We start from the raw sequence: 16,866 nt of genomic DNA on the forward strand, positions 1-16,866 counted from the left end.
CCCACGCGACCGGCGGCACCTTCGAGCGGTGGCGGGACCTACCGCGAGAAGCCCAACCGGGCGGCCACGGCCGTGTCCGGGTGGTCGCTGAAGACACCGTCGATGCCCAGCCGGAAGAAGAGGGCGTACTCGGCGTAGACGTCGCCCCGCGCGTTCGGGTCGGTACCGATGCGGAAGTCCGCCGGCAGGAACTGGTTTTCCGCCCGGAAGGTCCACGCGTGCACGATCAGGCCGTGGCGGTGCGCGTCACGGATCAGCGTGGTCGGCGCGAGCAGCTTTCCGCTGGCGTCCCGTGGCACGACGAGGTTCTTCTCCACGCCCACGCCGTCGGCGTACCGGCTGATCCACTTGAGGCCGTCCGCCTTCGCCAGGTCGGCGTACGTGCGAGGGTCGCCGGCCACCACCAGGTCGTACGGCGCGCCGGAGGAGCTGAGCAGCTGGGCCAGCTTGACGTCGATCAGCTTGTCCAGCTTGCGGAGGTTGGCCGTCTCGAAGGACTGGACGATCACCGGGTCCTTCTTGCCGGTCAGCTTGTTGCGCTTGAGCACGCGCACCAGCGGCTCCTCCAGCGGGAGCCCGATGTTCTGGAAGTACGTCGGATGCTTGGTCTCGGGGTAGACCCCGATCGTGCGGCCGAGCTTGCGGCCCTCGGTGCGGGCGAGGTCGATGACCTCCTGGAACGTCGGCACCTCGAACCTGCCGTCGAAGACGGTGTTGGTCGGGCGCACCTGCGGCAGCCGCTCCTTGGCGCGGAGCGTCTTCAGCTCGGCCAGCGTGAAGTCCTCGGTGAACCAGCCGGTGACCGACACGCCGTCGATCGTCTTCGTCGCCTTGCGGCTGGCGAACTCGGGCTTGGTCGAGACGTCGGTGGTGCCCGAGATCTCGTTTTCGTGGCGGGCCACCAGCACGCCGTCCTTGGTGGAGACCAGGTCGGGCTCGATGTAGTCGGCCCCCGACGCGATCGCCAACCGGTAGGCCTCGATCGTGTGCTCGGGCCGGTATCCGCTGGCTCCGCGGTGGGCGATCACGGTCGGCTCCTCGTCGCGGTGGGCGACGGCGCCGGACGGTACGGCAGCGATGGCCGCCAGCGTAGCGCCGGCCAGGACCCATACAGGAAGTTTGATTCGCACGGCCAGAGTCAAGCCACCTCGGGCGACGGGAGACTTTCCAATGATCGGCCGTGGTATGAACATGCCTGATGCGCCGGACTCTCCAGCACCCTGCCCGGATCGTGCCACTCGCGTTCCTCGGCGCGATCGCACTCGGCACCGTGCTGCTGATGCTGCCCGTCTCCCGGGAGGGCGCCGGCGCGCCGTCGTTCATGACAGCGCTCTTCACCTCCGCCTCGGCGATCTGCACCACCGGCATGTCCCCGGTGGACGCGGCGACGTACTGGTCCGACTTCGGACACGTGATGATCGCCCTGCTCACACAGGTCGGCGGGTACGGCATCGCCACCATGGCGACACTCCTCGGCCTGCTCGTCTCGCAGCGGCTGGGGCTGCGCAGCCGGCTGATGACCCGGGTCGAGACGAGTTCGAGCCTGGCGCTCGGCGACATCCGGGGCGTGCTGGTGCTCGCCGCCGTCGTGATGTTCGCCAGCGAGGCGGTGATCGCGACGATCCTCGCCCTGCGGCTCTGGCTGACCTACGACGTGCCGCTCGGCTCGGCCATCTGGGAGGGCTCGTTCAATGCGATCCAGGCGTTCAACAACTCCGGCTTCTCACTGCGCAGCGACGGCCTCTTCGGCTTCGTGGGCGACTGGTGGATCTGCGTCCCGCTCACCCTGGGCGTGATCGTCGGGGGCATCGGCGTGCCTGTGCTCTACGAGATCCTTCGTCAGACTCGCCGCCCCTCGGCCTGGTCCACGCACACCAGGCTCACCGTTTGGGGCTCGCTGGCGCTGCTCGTGGTCGGTTTCGGCGCGGTGCTCGCGTTCGAGTGGGGCAACCCGGGCACGCTCGGGCCGCTGGGCGTGGTGGAGAAGGTGCTGGCGGCGTTCGTCCAGGGGACGATCCCGCGCTCGGGAGGCTTCAACACGGTCAGCTACGGCGCGATGGACGCGGACACCAGCGCGATCATCACCGGCCTGATGTTCATCGGCGGCGGCAGCGCGAGCACCGCCGGCGGCATCAAGGTGACCACGTTCTTCCTGCTCGCGTACGTGATCTGGAACGAGGTGCGGGGCGAGCGGGACGTCGTGGTGGGGCGCCGCCGGATCGCCGAGTCGACCCAGCGGCAGGCCACCACGGTCGCCCTCCTCGGCGTCGCGACCGTCGCCAGCGGTACGTTGGTGCTGCTCGCGCTCTCCCCGAGCGCGACCCTCGACAAGGCGCTGTTCGAGGTGGCGTCGGCGTTCAGCACGGCGGGCCTGACCACCGGCCTCACCGCGACGCTCGACACGCCGGGCCAGCTCGCGTTGATCGTGTTGATGTTCATCGGCCGAGTGGGTCCGATCGCCGTCGCCGCGGCGCTGGCGCTCAACACCCGCCACCGGCTGTACCGCTATCCGGAGGAGCGACCCATCGTTGGCTGAGAAGAGCAAGGCGCCGACCGCGGACGAAAACGTCGTGGTGATCGGGCTGGGCCGCTTCGGCGGTCAGGTTGCCGAGTCGCTGATCCGGCTGGGGCACGAGGTGCTCGGCATCGACGAGAACCCCAAGCTCGTACAGCAGTGGTCCGACCGGCTCACCCACGTCGTACAGGCGGACGCGACCGACGAAGACACGCTGCGGCAGGTCGGGATCGAGGAGTTCTCCCGGGCGGTCGTCGGCATCGGCACCGACATCGAGGCGAGCGTGCTCACCGTGCTGGCCCTCAGCGAGCTGCGCACGCAGGAGATCTGGGCGAAGGCGATCTCGGCGAAGCACGGCAAGATCCTGCGTTCGGTCGGCGCGCACCACGTCATCTATCCCGAGGCCACGATGGGCGAGCGGGTCGCCCACCTGATCACCAGCCGCATGCTCGACTTCATCGAGTTCGACGACGACTTCGCGATCGCCAAGACCCGCGTACCCCGCGGCGCGGCCGGGCACACGCTGGCCGAGGTGGCGCTCCGCACGAAGTACGGCGTGACGGTGGTCGGGGTCAAGACGCACGGCGCCGACTTCGTCTACGCCAAGCCGGAGACCGTCGTCCCGCACGGCGCCTTGCTCATCGTGGCCGGCACGACCGAGCAGGTGCAGCGCTTCGCGGCGGCCACCTAGAGACAGATTTGGGCTACCGCGACGTCCGTCGTGGTCCAGGCCGCCGCTCCCGCGGCCGCACCCTCCGCGATCCCACTTACAACGGCTTCATCGCCGAATGCCGCCCTAGTCGTCGTCCTCGTCGTCACCGCCTCCGTGGCCGGAGTGGCCCTTGCCGGAGTTGCCTTTGCCCTTGTCCTTGCCCTTGCCGGAGTTGTCGCTGGAGGAGCCGGAGTTGTCCTTGGTGGCACGGGACTTGTCGCCGGACGTGCCAGTGCTCTTGTCCGAGGCGCCCGAGCCGGACTGGTCGCCGGCAGCCGGCGGCGCGCCCGACACCAGGGCCGCGCACTCGATCCCGTCGATCGCGAACGTCGTGGGCAGGGGGTTCCCCTTCTCGTACCGGCCGGTGACCCCGACCGCCACCGAGTCGCCAGCCGCGATCGCCTGCTCGCCGTCTGGCTCGATCACCACCTCACGGCCGGTCTGCGCGAAGTCGACCGGTCGCGAGTCGACGAGCCGCTGGTCGCCGGGGAACGCGAAGGTCAGCCGCCAGTCCTCGACCGGCTGACCACCGTCGTTCCGCACGGTCAGGTCGGCCCGGAACTCGCGCCCCGAGTCGCGCTTCAACGCGTACGTCACCGAGCAGGCCGACGCGGGCTCCGCCGTGGACTCGGGCAGCACCACCGCCGCGGCCGCCGCGCCACTGCCGGCGGTACCGGCCGGGCTCCGGTTGCCGTTGACCCACAGCGTCCCGGTGACCGCGACCAGGGCGGTGGCGGCCAGCACGGCACCGGCCAGCTGGCGGGTGCGCGAGGGGGCGTCCGGCGTCGCCACCGGTACCCACGACGGAGCCGAGAACGACGCCAGCACGCCCGCCGCCGCCGCGCTGCTGGGCCGGTTCTCCGGGCGCTTGGCGAGGCACCGGCGGCAGAGCAGCGCGACCGCGTCCGGCAGCCCCTCGACGGGCGGGAGCGGGCCGGGGTCGGTGTACCGGTGGGCGCGCAGCATCTGCGTGGTGGTCGCCGCCTCCCAGGGCAGGTGGCCGGTGAGCGCCCGGTACAGCAGCAGGCCCAGCGCGTACACGTCGGTGGCCGGCGAGACCTGCCTGCCCTCCAGCCGCTCCGGCGCGAGGTACGCCGGCGTGCCGAGCAGGCGCCCCTCGGGCGTCACGTCGTTCGCGCCGATCAGCGCCGAGATGCCGAAGTCGACGACTTTCGCGCCGCTGGCGGTGAGCATGACGTTGGATGGCTTCACGTCGCGGTGTACGACGCCGTTCGCGTGCGCGACGGCGAGCGCGGACGCCACCTCGCCGCATGCCTTCGCCGCCTCGGGCCACGGCATCGGCCCCTCGTTGTCGAGCACCGTGGCCATCGACTGCCCGTCGATGAGTTCCATGACGACGTACGGCACTTTGCCGGCCGGCTCCCCCTCCGCCGTGGCTCCCGAGCCGCCAGACCGGTCCGTCCTCGCCACCTCAGGGTCGAAGTCCTGCTCCCCGTAGTCGTACACGCTCGTGATGTGGGGGTGGCAGAGCTTGCCGGCCGCCTGCGCCTCGGCCCGCAACTGCCAGCGGAAGTTGGGATCGGAGGCCAGCCGGGGTGCCAGCACCTTCACGGCGACCGGCCGGTCGAGCACCTCGTCGTAGGCCCGCCACACCACCGCCATCCCGCCCGCGCCGAGCCGCTCAACGAGGCGGTACCGACCACCCAGCACCGTCATGACAGATCAATTGCCCCGCCGGGCTGTGGCTACACCTGCGGAAAGGTCACGGTCCCGCGAGGAGTTGGTCGACCGGCGCGAACTCGTCGGTCAGTACCCGGGCATCCCGCACAAACGCCTCAAGGTCGGCGCCGGCGAGCACCCTGACCGGCTCCTGGACATTGCTGGTCAGGTGGGCGCGGATGTCGTCGAGCGGCAACGGCGAGTCGGACGCGACGATCACGAAGTTGGCGCCCTCTTCGCCGGCGAGTGCCTCCGGCGGCCCGATCAGCGCGACATGCGGAAAGACGTCGGCGACCGTCGCCATCTCGGCCCGGACGAAGCGGAGCGGAGGGTAGTCGATGACATTCTGCGCGTACACGCCGGTGGGGCGGAGCGTCCGGTGGATCTGCTCGGCCATCTCCCGGGTCGCGAGGTGCCACGGCACGACCAGGTGCCCGAACGCGTCGCCCACCACGAGGTCGACGCTCGCCGACGGGCGTGCGGTGACCAGCACGCGGGCGTCGCCCACCACCGGCGTGAGGTCGGGGCCGGTGCGCAGCTCCAGCTCACTGCGGGCCAGGTCGACCAGCCCGCCGTCGATCTCGTACACCTCGTTGGTGCCGCCCGGACGGGTCGCGTTGAGGTATCGCGGCATCGTGAACCCGCCGCCGCCCACGTGGAGCGTGTCCAGCGGCTGCCCTTCCGGCGCCATCGCGTCGGCGACCGCGCCGATCCACTGCGTGTACGCGAACTCGAGGTGCCGGGGATTTGCCAGGTCGACGTACGAGTGGCGGGCGGAGTTGAGCATCAGTACACGGCCGAAGGGGTTGCCCGGGTCCTCGACCACCGAGGCGCAGTGGTAGGCCGTCTCGATGTCGCAGGGGTTGGGCGCCACAGTGGAGAGTCCCGCGCCGGCGAGCCCCACGACCGCGAGCACCGCCCTGGTGCGGTTTGGTCCGGGCAGCGGGTCGCGCCGCCGCAGGTACACGCCGAGCGCGATGCCGACCGCGGCGAGCAGCACCGCCACGCTGACGATGATCGTGCTGGTGGGCAGCGCGGCCACCAGCACGAAGCCGGTCACCAGCGTGGCCGTGATGCCGCCGAGCGTGCCGATGCTGGAGAGCTTGCCGACCACCTGGCCGGTGCGCTTGAGGTCGCCGAGCTGGAGCTTGACCACGAGCGGCGTGACGCCGGAGAGCAGCGCGGCCGGTACGAAGATCGCCAGAGCGGTGAGCAGGATGATGCCGGTGTCCGCGCTGCCCCGCAGCCCCTCACCGGCCCACCGCACGACCGGCAGCGTCACGGCGGTGGCGATCGCCGCGAGCACCAGCGCGGGCGCGAGCAGGCGCCGCGGGTCCTGCCGGTCGGCGAGGAAGCCGCCCAGCCACGCGCCGTACGCGATCGCGCCCAGCGCCACGCCGATCACCGCGCTGGTGACCTGGAGAGTGACCCCGACGTACGGCCCGACGAGGCGCAGCGCGGCGGTCTCCAGCACGAGCACCGCGCCGCTGGCCAGGAAGACGAGGGCGGCCGCGAGCTTGGGAGGCAGCGAGTCGCTCTTGGCGAGCGGCGCCTCTGTTTGCGAAGACAAGGACTCCATCAAGGAGCAAGGGTAGTCAGACCATCGAGAGGTGCACGTGGTTGGTGTGCGTCGCCGCTGGGCTGCCGCTGCCGCTGTACGGCCTCCAGCCCGTGTTGGGCAGCCAGATCTGCCGGTACCAGATCACGTAGAGCACACCGAGGCGGCTGGCGTTTTTCACCAGGAACGCGGCCAGATTGTTGCCGTACGTGCGGTCGCCACCGGTCGCGTCGCGGTTTTCGAAGCCGCCCGACGCGGCCGAGAAGTCGCACGCCCGGCCCAGCGGATGCTCGCCGCCGCCACCGCTGCGCTTGCAGGAGGTGTGGCGCTTGAAGCCAGCCGCCCGCGACTGGTTGTAGGCGTGCAGCGTGCGCGCGGTGATGCAGCCGCTGGTGGTCGGGTCGTCGACGATGCACCGCTCCTTGGGCCACGACCCGTCGGGGTTGCGTGGGGCGGGCCTGGCGAGCGGCGAGTCGGCCGAGACGAAGCCGCCCGCCGTGCCGATGCCCAGCGCCCGCTCGGCATCCTGCTTGCGCTTGGCCAGGATGGCGACCTGCTTCTCCTGCTCGCGGATCTCGTTGTCGATCGCGGCCTTGGTGCGCCGGTGCTCCTCGCGGGCGTCGGTGAGCCGGCGCATCGCGCGGCCGTCGCGCTGGGCGAGGAGGTCGAGCGTCGCGGCGCGCTCGAGGAAGTCGTCACGGGAGGAGCTGTTGAGCAGCATGGTGACCGGCGTGAGCCGGCCCACGCGGTAGGACTGGGCGGCCAGCACCGCGACCTCGCCGGTGACGGCGGTCAGGTCCTCCTCGACCTTGCGGAGCTGGAGGCCGAGCTCGAGCTGGCGCTTCTTGGAGCTGTCGAGCTTGTTCTTCGCCTCGATGTGCCCCTTGGCGGCCGCCTCAAGCTGGGCCCGGAGGGTCTTGGAGGCCCCCTCGTCGTCGGTGTTTGGCGCGGCGGCGGCGGGCCCCACGACGACGCACGCCATCACGAGGCCAAGCAGCACCGCTAGGGGACGACGAAGCACGGTGCGTCAGCCTACCGGAACCACCAGCACCTTTAGTCACACGAGCCTCAGATTTAAGGCCCGCTTGCAATACCAGACCGGTCGAATCTTGTCACGGAAGACCTGCGGTCACGCCACCGAGAAGCCGCCGTCGACGAAGAGTGTCTGCCCCGTCACGTACGCGCTCGACGCGCTGGCCAGCCACACCGCCGCGCCCGCGAAGTCGCCCAGCTCGCCGTTGCGCCCCACCATCGTGCGGGCGGCGGCACTGGCGACCCGGGCCGGGTCGGCGAAGAGTTCGGCGGTCAGCGGCGTGCGCACGATGCCCGGCGCTATCGCGTTCGAGGTGACGCCGTGCTTCGACCACGCCTCGGCCTGCGAGCGGGTCAGCCCGGTCAGGCCAGCCTTCGCCGCGCCGTACGCGCCGCTGTTGCCGTAAGCGCGTACCGCCTGCTGGGAGGCGATGTTGATGATCCGCCCCCAGCCGCGCGCCGCCATCGGTGGGCCGAAGCGCTGCCCGAGCAGGAAGGGGGCGTCGAGGTTGGCGGAGATCGTCGCGTCCCAGTCGTCCTCGGTCAGCTCAGACAGGTACGGGCGGCGGTTGATGGCGGCCGAGTTGACCAGGATGTCCGGCTCGCCGTACCACCTGGTGGCAGCCTCCGCCGCCTCCCGCAGCGCGTCGCGGTCGGCGAGGTCGGCGGGCACCGCCGCTACCTCCACCCCGTGGGCGGACAGCTCGGCGACCGTCTCGGCCAGCGGCGCCTCGCGCCGCGCGACCACCACCACCTTGGCGCCCGCACGGCCGAGCGCCTCCGCGATGGCCCGACCGATCCCCGAGCTGCCGCCCGTCACGAGCGCCACGCGCCCATCGAGAGAGAAGAGACTTTCGAGGTACGACACGCGCTGATCTTAGAAGCCGACCCTCACCAGGGCAGGGGTCCTTCGTCGTCGAAGAAGCCGGCGGTCGGCCCGTCGGCGGGCAGTGTCGCGAGGCGTACCGCCGCGATCGCCCCCTGCGCCGCGGTCCGTGGTCCCTCGTGGCCGTTCATGTCCGTCGCGCAGTAGCCGGGGTCGGCCGCGTTCACTTTGATCGGCGTCTGGCGCAGCTCGTTCGCGTACGTGATGGTGATCGAGTTGAGCGCTCCCTTCGACGAGTTGTACGCGAGCATCAACGCCTCCGGATACGGCCCGTCCGGGTCGCTGGTCAGCGCCATCGAGCCGAGCCTGCTCGACACGTTGACGATGCGGGCCGCCGGCGCCTCGCGCAGCAGCGGCAGCAGGGCGTTGGTCACCGCGACGACGCCGTAGACGTTGGTGGCGTACGTGCGCTCCAGCAGCTCCACCGGCGTGCGGCTCGCCGCCTGGCCCCGTTCGAGCAGGACACCGGCGTTGTTGACCAGGATGTCCAGCCGGCCGTACGCCCGCTCGACCCACGCCGCCGCCGCAATGACCGAGAGCGGGTCGGTGACGTCGAGCTGGAGCGGCACCGCCACCAGCCCGTCGGCGACCAGCTTCTCCGCGGCCGCCGCGCCCCGCTCCACGTCCCGCGCCCCGACCAGCACGGTGGCGCCGGTCTGGCCCAGGCCGCGCGCGATCTCGTATCCGATGCCCTTGTTCGCCCCGGTCACGAGGGCGATCCGCACGTCGCTCACCGCTGCCGCACTGGTCAGCTCGTCTCGTTCGCTCATGGCCGCCGCGGTGGTCAGCTCGCTTCGTTTGCTCATGGCTCGACCCTGCGGCGGATCGGGCGGCATGGGGAGAGCACGCTTCAACCACGGACTCGCGATCCCTGGTTGCGTCTCTCGGCAGCGGACATGATGGCGGCATGGACCGCCGACAGCTCGCCGACTTCCTGCGCAGCCGCCGCGCGGGGGTCCGGCCCGCCGACGTGGGGCTCCCCGCCGGCCCGCGACGGCGCACGCCCGGGCTCCGCCGCGAGGAGGTGGCCCGCCTCGCCGGCATCTCGGTCGACTACTACGCCCGGCTGGAGCAGGCCCGTGGCCCGCGCCCGTCCCGCCAGGTGCTCTCCGCACTGGCCCGGGCGCTCCGGCTGTACGAGGGCGAACGCGCCCACCTCTACCACCTGGTCGGCGAGCTGCCCACGCCGCCGTCCGCCCCGAGCGCCGACGTACCGGCCGGCGTGCTGCATCTGCTCGCCCGGCTCGACGACACACCGGCGTACGTGATCGACGCCAAGTACGAGATCCTGGCCTGGAACGCGATGGCCGCCGCCCTGCTCGGCGACCCCGGCACCTGGCCGCCCAGCCGGCGCAACCTGGTCTGGAATCTCTTCGCCGGCGAGGAGGCCGAGGCCGCGCTCGCCGACCCGGAGACCTCCGCCTACGCCGACGAGTGCGTGGCCGGTCTACGGATGGCCGCTGGGCAGTACCCCGAAGACCCCGGCATCCACGCACTCCTCGCGCGGCTGCGGGCGGCGAGTCCCGAGTTCGTCCGGCGGTGGGACGATCTGCGCGTGTGCGTACAGCGCGGCACCAGGATCACGCGCGCCCACCATCCGGTCGTCGGCGACCTGGAGCTGGAGTGCGAGACGCTCGACATCGCCGGCCACGGGCAACGCCTGATCATCTCCAGCGCCCCGCCCGGCAGCCGCACGGCCGAGGCACTCAAGCTGCTCGCGGTGGTCGGCGACCAGTGGCCCGCCGAGTCGGTGAGCTGAGCCGCGCCCGGCGGCCATGGGCTTCGCGATTCAGCCGAGCAGCGTGGCGTGGACGCGCTGCCAGGTCGGCTCGTTGACGGCGGCCAGCAGGCCGTAGCCGTCGCCGGTCAGGTCGTACGAGCTGCCGTCGAGCCGCCGCACCACGCCGCCCGCCTCGTGCACCAGCAGCGCGCCGGGTACGTGGTCCCACGGCAGGGTGCGCCAGAAGAGCACGAAGCCCTGCGCGCCGGTGAGGATGTCGAGGTATTCGCGGCCGGCGCAGTGCAGCCCTGGCAGCGCCTCGTCGATCGCCGGCAGGCCACGCGCCACGCGGGCCTTGACGTCGGCGGGGAGGAAGCGGTTCATCGCGACGCCGCGCAGCGGGCCCTTGGCATCGCCGGGCAGGGTGACGCGGATGCCGTCGAGGTATGCCCCCGAGCCGGACTCCGCGACCGCGAGCGTGCCGGCCAGCGGGTCGAGGATCCAGGCGGCCACCGGAGCGCCGCCGCGGACGAGGGCCGTCATGAGGGCGAACGGGCCGTGGCCGGCGGCGAAGTTGCCGGTGCCGTCGATCGGGTCGACGACCCACACCGGGCCGGGCTCACGGAGCAGGTCGAGCACGGTGGGGTCGGCGGACACGCCCTCCTCGCCCACCACGACCGAGCCGGGCAGCAGCGCGCGGAGCCCGTCGGCGATCGCCACCTCGGACCGCCGGTCGGCGACGGTCACCAGCTCGCCGGGCGCCTTCTCCTCGATCTCGCCCTCGGCCAGGTGCTGGTACGACGGCAGCACCACCGCGGCGGCCACCTCGCGGAGCAGCAGCCCGACCGAGTCGACCAGGTCAGCCACGAGGCGGCAGCTTCACCACGCTGACGAAGAACTCGTCGATCTGACGGACGACGGCGATGAACCGGTCGAAGTCGACGGGCTTGGTGACGTACGCGTTGGCGTGCAGCTCGTAGCTGCGCAGGATGTCTTCGTCGGCCTGCGAGGTCGTGAGCACGACGACCGGGATGCGGCCCAGCCGATCGTCCTTCTTGATCTCGGCGAGCACCTCGCGACCGTCACGGCGGGGCAGGTTGAGGTCGAGGAGGATGAGGTCGGGCGCCACAGCGTCCTTGTACTCCCCCTCGCGGCGCAGGTAGGCGAGCGCAGCGTCACCGTCCGTGACCACGGTGAGCGTGTTGCGAAGCTTGTGCTCCTCGAACGCCTCCTGCGTCATGAGCACGTCGCCCGGATCGTCCTCGATGAGGAGGACCTCGATCGGGCTCCTTCCGTCGGCAGGCACGGTCACAGTCTCTCCTGATTTGCTCGCTCGCGCCGTGTCGAAGGGCGAGGCCGTCCGCCCGCGGCACGCGGCGACCTCGCCAGGGCGGCGTGGCGTGAACCCGCCACCGCACCAGCTCGCTCGCTCACGCCGCGCTCACCTCGCTGCCTCGCACCGGCGCATCCTCGCCGACCGGCTCCTCCTCGCTCCTGGCGAGCACCGGCAGCGTGAACTTGATCACGGTACCCTCGCCCGGCTCGGGCGCGACCCAGATCCGGCCGCCATGGTATTCGACGATCTTCTTTGCGATCGCGAGCCCGATGCCGGTGCCGGGGTACGAGTCCTTGGCGTGCAGCCGCTGGAAGATCACGAAAATCTTGTCAGCGAACTCCTGCTCGACGCCGATCCCGTTGTCCTGGCAGCTGATCTCCCACTCCTCGCCGACCCGCCTCGCCGAGACGTGCACCTTCGGCGGGCGGTCGGGGTGGCGGAACTTGATCGAGTTGCTCACCAGGTTGGCCAGCAGTGTGGTCAGCAGCGCCTGCTCGCCGAGCACGGTGGGCAGCTCGGACCAGGTCAGCTCGCCGTTGGCGTAGTTGCGGGCGGACTCGGTCTGGCTGGCCACGTCGGCCATCAGCGCGTTGAGGTCGACCTCGGTGAAGCCGGAGGTCATCCGCCCGATCCGGGAGAACGCGAGCAGGTCGTTGATCAGGCGCTGCATCCGCTGGGCACCGTCGACCGCGAACGCGATGTACTGGTCGGCACGCTCGTCGAGCTGCCCCGCGTAGCGCCGCTGGAGCAACTGGCAGAAGCTGGCCACCTTGCGCAGCGGCTCCTGGAGGTCGTGCGAGGCGACGTACGCGAACTGCTCCAGGTCACGGTTGGAGCGCATCAGCTCCTCCGCCTGCGTCTGGAGCTGGCTGTTGACCCACTCGATGCGCTCCCGCGCATCGCGCACCTCGGCCAGGTCGGAGGCGATCTTCCGGCGCATGCCGTCGACGTCGGTGGCGAGTGCGGCCAGCTCCGGTGGCCCCCTGCTCTCGATCGGAGAGTCGTACTCCCCGCCGGCGACCGCGCGCACCTGCTCGGCGAGCGTGGTCAGCGGCTCGATCACCAGGCGGCGCAGCGAGATCAGCAGGGCGATGCCGGCCGCCAGCACGATCACGGTGGCCGCGATCAGCAGGGCGACGAGGAGGCTGCTGCTCCCCTTCGCCCGGTCGGCGGTCTCGTCGCGGAAGGTGCCGATCTCCTCCTGCAACGCCTGCGCCGTGGCCCGCACCTTGTCGAAGCGCTGGCGGGCGACGTCGTTGATGAGTGCCTGGCCGGCTGCCGGCCCCTGGCCGCGGACCGCGGCGATCACCGGCTCGGCGACATCGCGCCGCCAGACGGCCGCGTCGTTGCTGACCTGCTCGAGGGCCTGGCGGATGCTCTGCTCGTCTTCGACCAGCGCGAGCATCGCGTCGATCAGCCGGCGCTCCTCGGCGATGCCGCTCGTGTACGCCAGGAGGTCGGCCTCGTCGCCGTTGACCGCGAACCCGCGGATCGATGTCTCCTGGTCGACCAGCGCGGTGAGCACCGCCTCCGAGCCGGTGCGCAGCGGGGTGGCGCGGTTGGCGAGGGTGTCGACCTGCGAGCGGGTGGCCGTGGCCGTGCCGGCCGCGACGATCGCCACGAGCGCGAGCAGCCCGCCGACCACCGCGCAGAGGGCCGTCACCCGCTGGCGCAGGCTCCAGGATCGCTTCACCGGCCAGCGCCCCTCGAGACCAGCAGCATGGCCACGTCGTCGACGAGCGGGCCGTCGTTGGCGTCTTCGGCCCGGCCGATCAGCCACTGCGGCAGGGCGGGCAGTGGTATGTCGCGGGCCTCGCGCTCGGCGAGCAGCGCGCACAGGCCGCCCACGTCGAGCCGCTCGTTGCCGCGACCGGTCCGCCCCTCGATGAGGCCGTCCGTGTACATCAGCAGGGACCAGTCCTCACCGTCGAACTCCAGGTCGTAGGGGTGCGGTGGTCGGGGCTGCACGCCGAGCAGCAGCCCGTGCGGTGCCGGCACCGGCCGCACCTTGCCGCCGGAGAGCAGTAGCGGTGGGGGGTGACCGGCGAGGCGCACGGTCCCGCGGTTGGTCGGCAGGTCGAGCGTCACGGCGGCGACGGTCGCGAAGATCTCCCGCGCCTTCCGCTCGCTCATCAGCACCTGCTCCAGCGCCGGCAACACCGCGTCTTCCGGCACGCCGGCGAGGATCAGCGCCCGCCAGGCGACCCGAAGCTCGACGCCGAGCGCCGCCTCGTCGGCACCGTGGCCGCAGACGTCGCCGACGATCAGGTGCAGCCGGTCGCCGGCCTGCACCACGTCGTAGAAGTCGCCGCCGATCACGGCGGCGTGGCGGCCTGGCTGGTAGAAGGGGTGCGTCTCGACCAGCTCGGTGGTCATCAGCGGCTGCGGCAGCAGACCCCGCTCGAGGCGAGCCGACTCCGCCTGGCGCAACTCGACCTCGCGCAGCCGCCGTGCGTTTTCGTCGGCCCGCTTGCGCTCCACCGCGTAGCGCAGCGCGCGGGTCAGCAGCACGCCGTCTACCTGACCCTTGAGCAGATAGTCCTGGGCGCCCTCGGCGACCGCCCCGACGCCGAGGTGCTCGTCCTGCCGGCCGGTGAGCACCACCACCGCGGCGTGCTCGGCCATCGCGAGCACCTGACGCAGCCCGTCGAGCCCTTGCGCGTCGGGCAGGCCGAGGTCGAGCAGCACGCAGTCGACGCCGGCGACCCGCTCGCGCGCCTCGGTGAGGCTGGCGGTCACCGCGAGGTCGACCTTGGCGTCCGCCTCGGCCAGCAGCTCGCCGACGAGGAACGCGTCGGCGTCGTCGTCTTCCACCAGAAGGACGCGCAGCCGCTCGCCTCCGGGCAGGACTGCGCCCGGATTAGCCCCTCCGTACGGGTATGCCCGCGGAGGCATGACAGTCATCGCCGCGCCCTCTTGGAACGCGGCGCGTGCACGCGGGCAAGAGCCATGCCAACACGCTAGGCCACGCGTGGCGGTAGCGGCGACCCGCCTGCCCGGTGGATGCCAGCGGGCCGTCCGGGACGGATGATGTCAACCATGGTCGTGGATCTGGAGGCCCCCGCGGACCGCGCACTCATCCGCCCCCGCCGCCGCGCGCTGACCGCCCTCGCCGCGATGACCGTGCTGGTCGCGCTCGGTGCGATCACTCTGTTCGACGTCCAGCCACCGGAGCCGCGCGACGCGAGCGCGCCGGCCGGCGACTTCAGCGCGGCGCGCGCGTACAGGCATGTCGAGGCACTCAGCACACAGACCCATGCCGCCGGCAGCGCGGCCAACGAACGCAATCGCGAGCGGATCGAGGTCACGCTGCGCGACCTCGGCCTCTCGCCGACGGTCCAGGACACCGTTGGTACGGAGGCGGGGCAGGTCTCCGGCGGCGAGGGCGGCGTGACCTATGCGCGGGTACGCAACGTCGTCGCGACGCTCCCCGGCACCGCGTCGACCGGCCGAGTCTTCCTGGTCGCACACTACGACTCGGTACAGGTGGGGCCGGGCGGCAACGACGACGGCGCCGGTGTGGCCGCGATCCTGGAGGTGGCGCGGGCGCTGACCAGCGGGCCGCGGCTGCGCAACGACGTGGTGTTCGTGCTGACCGACGCCGAGGAGGCCTGCCTCTGCGGCGCGTCCGCGTTCGCCTCGTCGCATCCGCTCGCCGCCGACGGTGGCGTGGTGCTCAACCTCGAGGCGCGCGGAAGCGGCGGGCCGGTCATCACGTTCGAGACGTCGCGCCGCAACGCCGCGCTGGTGAGCGCCTTCGGGCGGGCCGCGCCCCATCCGGTCGGCACGTCGTTCGCGGTCGAGGTCTACCGGCTGCTGCCGAACGACACCGACTTCACCGTGTTTCTCGACAAGGGCTTCGCCGGCCTCAACTCCGCGTACATCGACGGTGCGGCGGTCTACCACACCCCACTCGACACGCCCGCCTCGATGAGCCGCGCCAGCCTCCAGCAGCACGGTGACAACACACTCGCGCTGGCCCGCGAGTTCGGCGGGCTCGATCTGTCCACAGTGGAGGCCAGCGGGGACGCCACGTACTTCCCCGCGCCCGGTGGACTTGTCCACTACCCCGGCTGGCTGACCTGGCCCCTCGCGCTGCTCGCGCTCGTGGCGACCGGCGCGCTGGCGTGGCTGGCCCGGCGCCGGGGGCGCACCACGTGGGGGCGGGTCGCCGGTGGCTTCGGTCTCGCGCTGATCCCGATCGTCGCCGCGGCCGCGCTGGCGCAGGCGCTGTGGGCGATCCTCACCGTCGTACGCCCCGGCTACACCGAGCTTGTCGACCCATACCGCCCGCTGTGGTTCAGGCTCGCGGTCATCGCACTCTCCGCGGCGGTCCTTTTCACCTGGTACGCACTGCTGCGCCGCCGGCTCGGTCCCGCGTCCCTGGCGATCGGCGGGCTCGGCTGGCTGGTCGTCTTCGGTCTCGCTCTGGCGGCCGTCGCGCCCGGCGGGTCGTACCTCACCTCCATCCCGGCCTTGAGTGGCGCGGTTGGTGGCCTTCTCGCGCTGGCCGTGCCCCGGCTGGGGATGGTGGCGACGACGGCCGCGGCGGCCGTCGCCACGGTGATCCTGGCCCCCACGATCGCGCTGCTCTTCCCAGCACTGGGCCTGGCGATGGGCGCGGTGGGCGCGCTCTTCGCGGTGCTGCTGGGGCTCGCCGCGCTGCCCGTGACCGACCTGCTCTTCGCCGAGGCCGGCGGGCAGCGGGCTATGGAGGCGGTGCGGGCCCGGCGGTGGGCGATCTATCCAGGGCTGGCCACCGGGCTCGCGGCGGTGGTGCTCACCGGCGTGGGCCTGTCGGCAAACGGATTCGACGCCGCGCGCCCGTCACCGACCCACCTCATGTACGCGCTGGACACCTCCACCGGCAAGGCGCTGTGGCTCAGCGAGGAGGAGTCGGAGCAGGAGTGGACCGGGCGGTACGTCTCCGGCGACCCCGCTCCCGTCGAGGACGACTTCCCCGGGCTCGGCGACGACGAGTTTCGCACCGGGCCGGCCGAGGTGGCCGCACTCCCAGCGCCCACAGTGGACGTCGAGCAACTGCCCAGCGCCACCGGCGAGCGGCACGTACGCCTCCGCGTGCGCCCGCAGCGCCCGGTGCGGATGCTCACGCTGCACGTGGACGCCGCCACCGCCACGGTCGTCTCGGCTCGCGTGGCCGGGCAGCCCGCGCCGGTGGAGCGGGAGGAGGGCGGGCGGTGGTCGTTCGGCATGGTATTCCACGCACCGCCGACGGAGGGCGTGGAGGTGGAGCTGGTGCTGCGCCCGTCCGGTGGCCCCGCCGGCCAGGTCGGCCTGCGGGTGATGGACGGCAGCGACGGGCTGACCGGCCTGCCGGGCTACCGCCCCCGCCCGCCCGACGTGGGGATCGCGGGGACCCACACGAGCGAGCTGGTGGCGGTAGCCACGACAGTGCCGGTCTAGGGC

General features: G+C 72.0%; 14 protein-coding genes. 4 read left to right on the plus strand and 10 right to left on the minus strand.

The genetic code is table 11. From position 1 onward, the window contains the following. Positions 1 to 38 precede the first annotated feature (38 nt). Complete coding sequence (locus ACFFIA_RS02600; protein ID WP_377244637.1) at positions 39 to 1,130, minus strand: glycerophosphodiester phosphodiesterase; 1,092 nt, start codon at positions 1,128 to 1,130, stop codon at positions 39 to 41. A 68-nt stretch (positions 1,131 to 1,198) separates the two neighbouring features. Here ACFFIA_RS02600 and ACFFIA_RS02605 point away from each other — a divergent pair, with 68 nt between their 5' ends. After that, positions 1,199 to 2,536 carry a TrkH family potassium uptake protein gene (locus tag ACFFIA_RS02605; RefSeq protein ID WP_377244640.1) on the plus strand — a complete coding sequence of 446 codons (1,338 nt, stop codon included), beginning with the start codon at positions 1,199 to 1,201 and terminating at the stop codon, positions 2,534 to 2,536. Next, a complete protein-coding gene (locus ACFFIA_RS02610; protein WP_377244643.1) occupies positions 2,529 to 3,206 on the plus strand; it encodes a potassium channel family protein in 678 nt (225 codons plus the stop codon). Before ACFFIA_RS02605 ends, ACFFIA_RS02610 begins: the two co-directional genes overlap by 8 nt. Positions 3,207 to 3,311: 105 nt before the next feature. Here the strand turns inward: ACFFIA_RS02610 and ACFFIA_RS02615 are convergent, their stop codons facing one another. The 5 genes from ACFFIA_RS02615 to ACFFIA_RS02635 all read right to left on the minus strand — a co-directional run bounded on the left by ACFFIA_RS02615 (position 3,312) and on the right by ACFFIA_RS02635 (position 9,153). Beyond that, positions 3,312 to 4,904 (minus strand): serine/threonine-protein kinase, encoded by a 1,593-nt coding sequence (locus tag ACFFIA_RS02615; protein ID WP_377244646.1) that lies wholly within the window; start codon positions 4,902 to 4,904, stop codon positions 3,312 to 3,314. 46 nt (positions 4,905 to 4,950) lie between these two features. Next, the gene (locus ACFFIA_RS02620; RefSeq protein WP_377244649.1) at positions 4,951 to 6,486 is read right to left on the minus strand and encodes a fused MFS/spermidine synthase; all 1,536 of its coding nucleotides are present in this window, start codon (positions 6,484 to 6,486) and stop codon (positions 4,951 to 4,953) included. 16 nt (positions 6,487 to 6,502) lie between these two features. Next, entirely contained in the window at positions 6,503 to 7,447 is a 945-nt protein-coding gene (locus ACFFIA_RS02625) for a coiled-coil domain-containing protein (protein ID WP_377245672.1), read from the minus strand. Between the two features lie 147 nt (positions 7,448 to 7,594). Next, positions 7,595 to 8,365, minus strand: a complete 771-nt coding sequence (locus ACFFIA_RS02630) for an SDR family NAD(P)-dependent oxidoreductase (protein ID WP_377244652.1) — start codon at positions 8,363 to 8,365, stop codon at positions 7,595 to 7,597. A 23-nt stretch (positions 8,366 to 8,388) separates the two neighbouring features. Beyond that, on the minus strand, positions 8,389 to 9,153 hold the full coding sequence (locus ACFFIA_RS02635; protein WP_377245675.1) for an SDR family oxidoreductase: 765 nt from the start codon (positions 9,151 to 9,153) through the stop codon (positions 8,389 to 8,391). Between the two features lie 137 nt (positions 9,154 to 9,290). On the opposite strand from ACFFIA_RS02635, the gene ACFFIA_RS02640 reads away from it, so the two are divergent. Further along, on the plus strand, positions 9,291 to 10,142 hold the full coding sequence (locus tag ACFFIA_RS02640; RefSeq protein WP_377244655.1) for a helix-turn-helix transcriptional regulator: 852 nt from the start codon (positions 9,291 to 9,293) through the stop codon (positions 10,140 to 10,142). Between the two features lie 30 nt (positions 10,143 to 10,172). Here the strand turns inward: ACFFIA_RS02640 and ACFFIA_RS02645 are convergent, their stop codons facing one another. From ACFFIA_RS02645 to ACFFIA_RS02660, 4 genes are all read right to left on the minus strand, one after another. Next, positions 10,173 to 10,970 carry an inositol monophosphatase family protein gene (locus tag ACFFIA_RS02645; protein WP_377244658.1) on the minus strand — a complete coding sequence of 266 codons (798 nt, stop codon included), beginning with the start codon at positions 10,968 to 10,970 and terminating at the stop codon, positions 10,173 to 10,175. Further along, on the minus strand, positions 10,963 to 11,415 hold the full coding sequence (locus ACFFIA_RS02650; RefSeq protein ID WP_377244661.1) for a response regulator: 453 nt from the start codon (positions 11,413 to 11,415) through the stop codon (positions 10,963 to 10,965). The genes ACFFIA_RS02645 and ACFFIA_RS02650 overlap by 8 nt, the downstream gene beginning before the upstream one ends. Before the next feature lie 118 nt (positions 11,416 to 11,533). Further along, the gene (locus ACFFIA_RS02655) at positions 11,534 to 13,132 is read right to left on the minus strand and encodes a sensor histidine kinase (RefSeq protein ID WP_377244664.1); all 1,599 of its coding nucleotides are present in this window, start codon (positions 13,130 to 13,132) and stop codon (positions 11,534 to 11,536) included. Beyond that, entirely contained in the window at positions 13,129 to 14,334 is a 1,206-nt protein-coding gene (locus tag ACFFIA_RS02660; protein ID WP_377245678.1) for a PP2C family protein-serine/threonine phosphatase, read from the minus strand. Before ACFFIA_RS02660 ends, ACFFIA_RS02655 begins: the two co-directional genes overlap by 4 nt. A gap of 144 nt (positions 14,335 to 14,478) precedes the next feature. Here ACFFIA_RS02660 and ACFFIA_RS02665 point away from each other — a divergent pair, with 144 nt between their 5' ends. Continuing rightward, positions 14,479 to 16,863 (plus strand): M28 family peptidase, encoded by a 2,385-nt coding sequence (locus ACFFIA_RS02665; RefSeq protein ID WP_377244667.1) that lies wholly within the window; start codon positions 14,479 to 14,481, stop codon positions 16,861 to 16,863. Positions 16,864 to 16,866: the final 3 nt, after the last annotated feature.

It is taken from the genome of Phytohabitans kaempferiae (genome assembly GCF_042433955.1).
Taxonomy (GTDB): domain Bacteria; phylum Actinomycetota; class Actinomycetes; order Mycobacteriales; family Micromonosporaceae; genus Phytohabitans; species Phytohabitans kaempferiae.

What these genes read in the sequence shown, in the direction of transcription:
- ACFFIA_RS02665 (WP_377244667.1), top strand. Translation starts at nt 14,479, where the DNA reads ATGGTCGTGGATCTGGAGGCCCCCGCGGACCGCGCACTCATCCGCCCC.
- ACFFIA_RS02605 (WP_377244640.1), top strand. Translation starts at nt 1,199, where the DNA reads ATGCGCCGGACTCTCCAGCACCCTGCCCGGATCGTGCCACTCGCGTTC.
- ACFFIA_RS02640 (WP_377244655.1), top strand. Translation starts at nt 9,291, where the DNA reads ATGGACCGCCGACAGCTCGCCGACTTCCTGCGCAGCCGCCGCGCGGGG.
- ACFFIA_RS02635 (WP_377245675.1), bottom strand. Translation starts at nt 9,153, where the DNA reads ATGAGCGAACGAGACGAGCTGACCAGTGCGGCAGCGGTGAGCGACGTG.
- ACFFIA_RS02620 (WP_377244649.1), bottom strand. Translation starts at nt 6,486, where the DNA reads ATGGAGTCCTTGTCTTCGCAAACAGAGGCGCCGCTCGCCAAGAGCGAC.
- ACFFIA_RS02660 (WP_377245678.1), bottom strand. Translation starts at nt 14,334, where the DNA reads ATGCCTCCGCGGGCATACCCGTACGGAGGGGCTAATCCGGGCGCAGTC.
- ACFFIA_RS02615 (WP_377244646.1), bottom strand. Translation starts at nt 4,904, where the DNA reads ATGACGGTGCTGGGTGGTCGGTACCGCCTCGTTGAGCGGCTCGGCGCG.
- ACFFIA_RS02625 (WP_377245672.1), bottom strand. Translation starts at nt 7,447, where the DNA reads ATGGCGTGCGTCGTCGTGGGGCCCGCCGCCGCCGCGCCAAACACCGAC.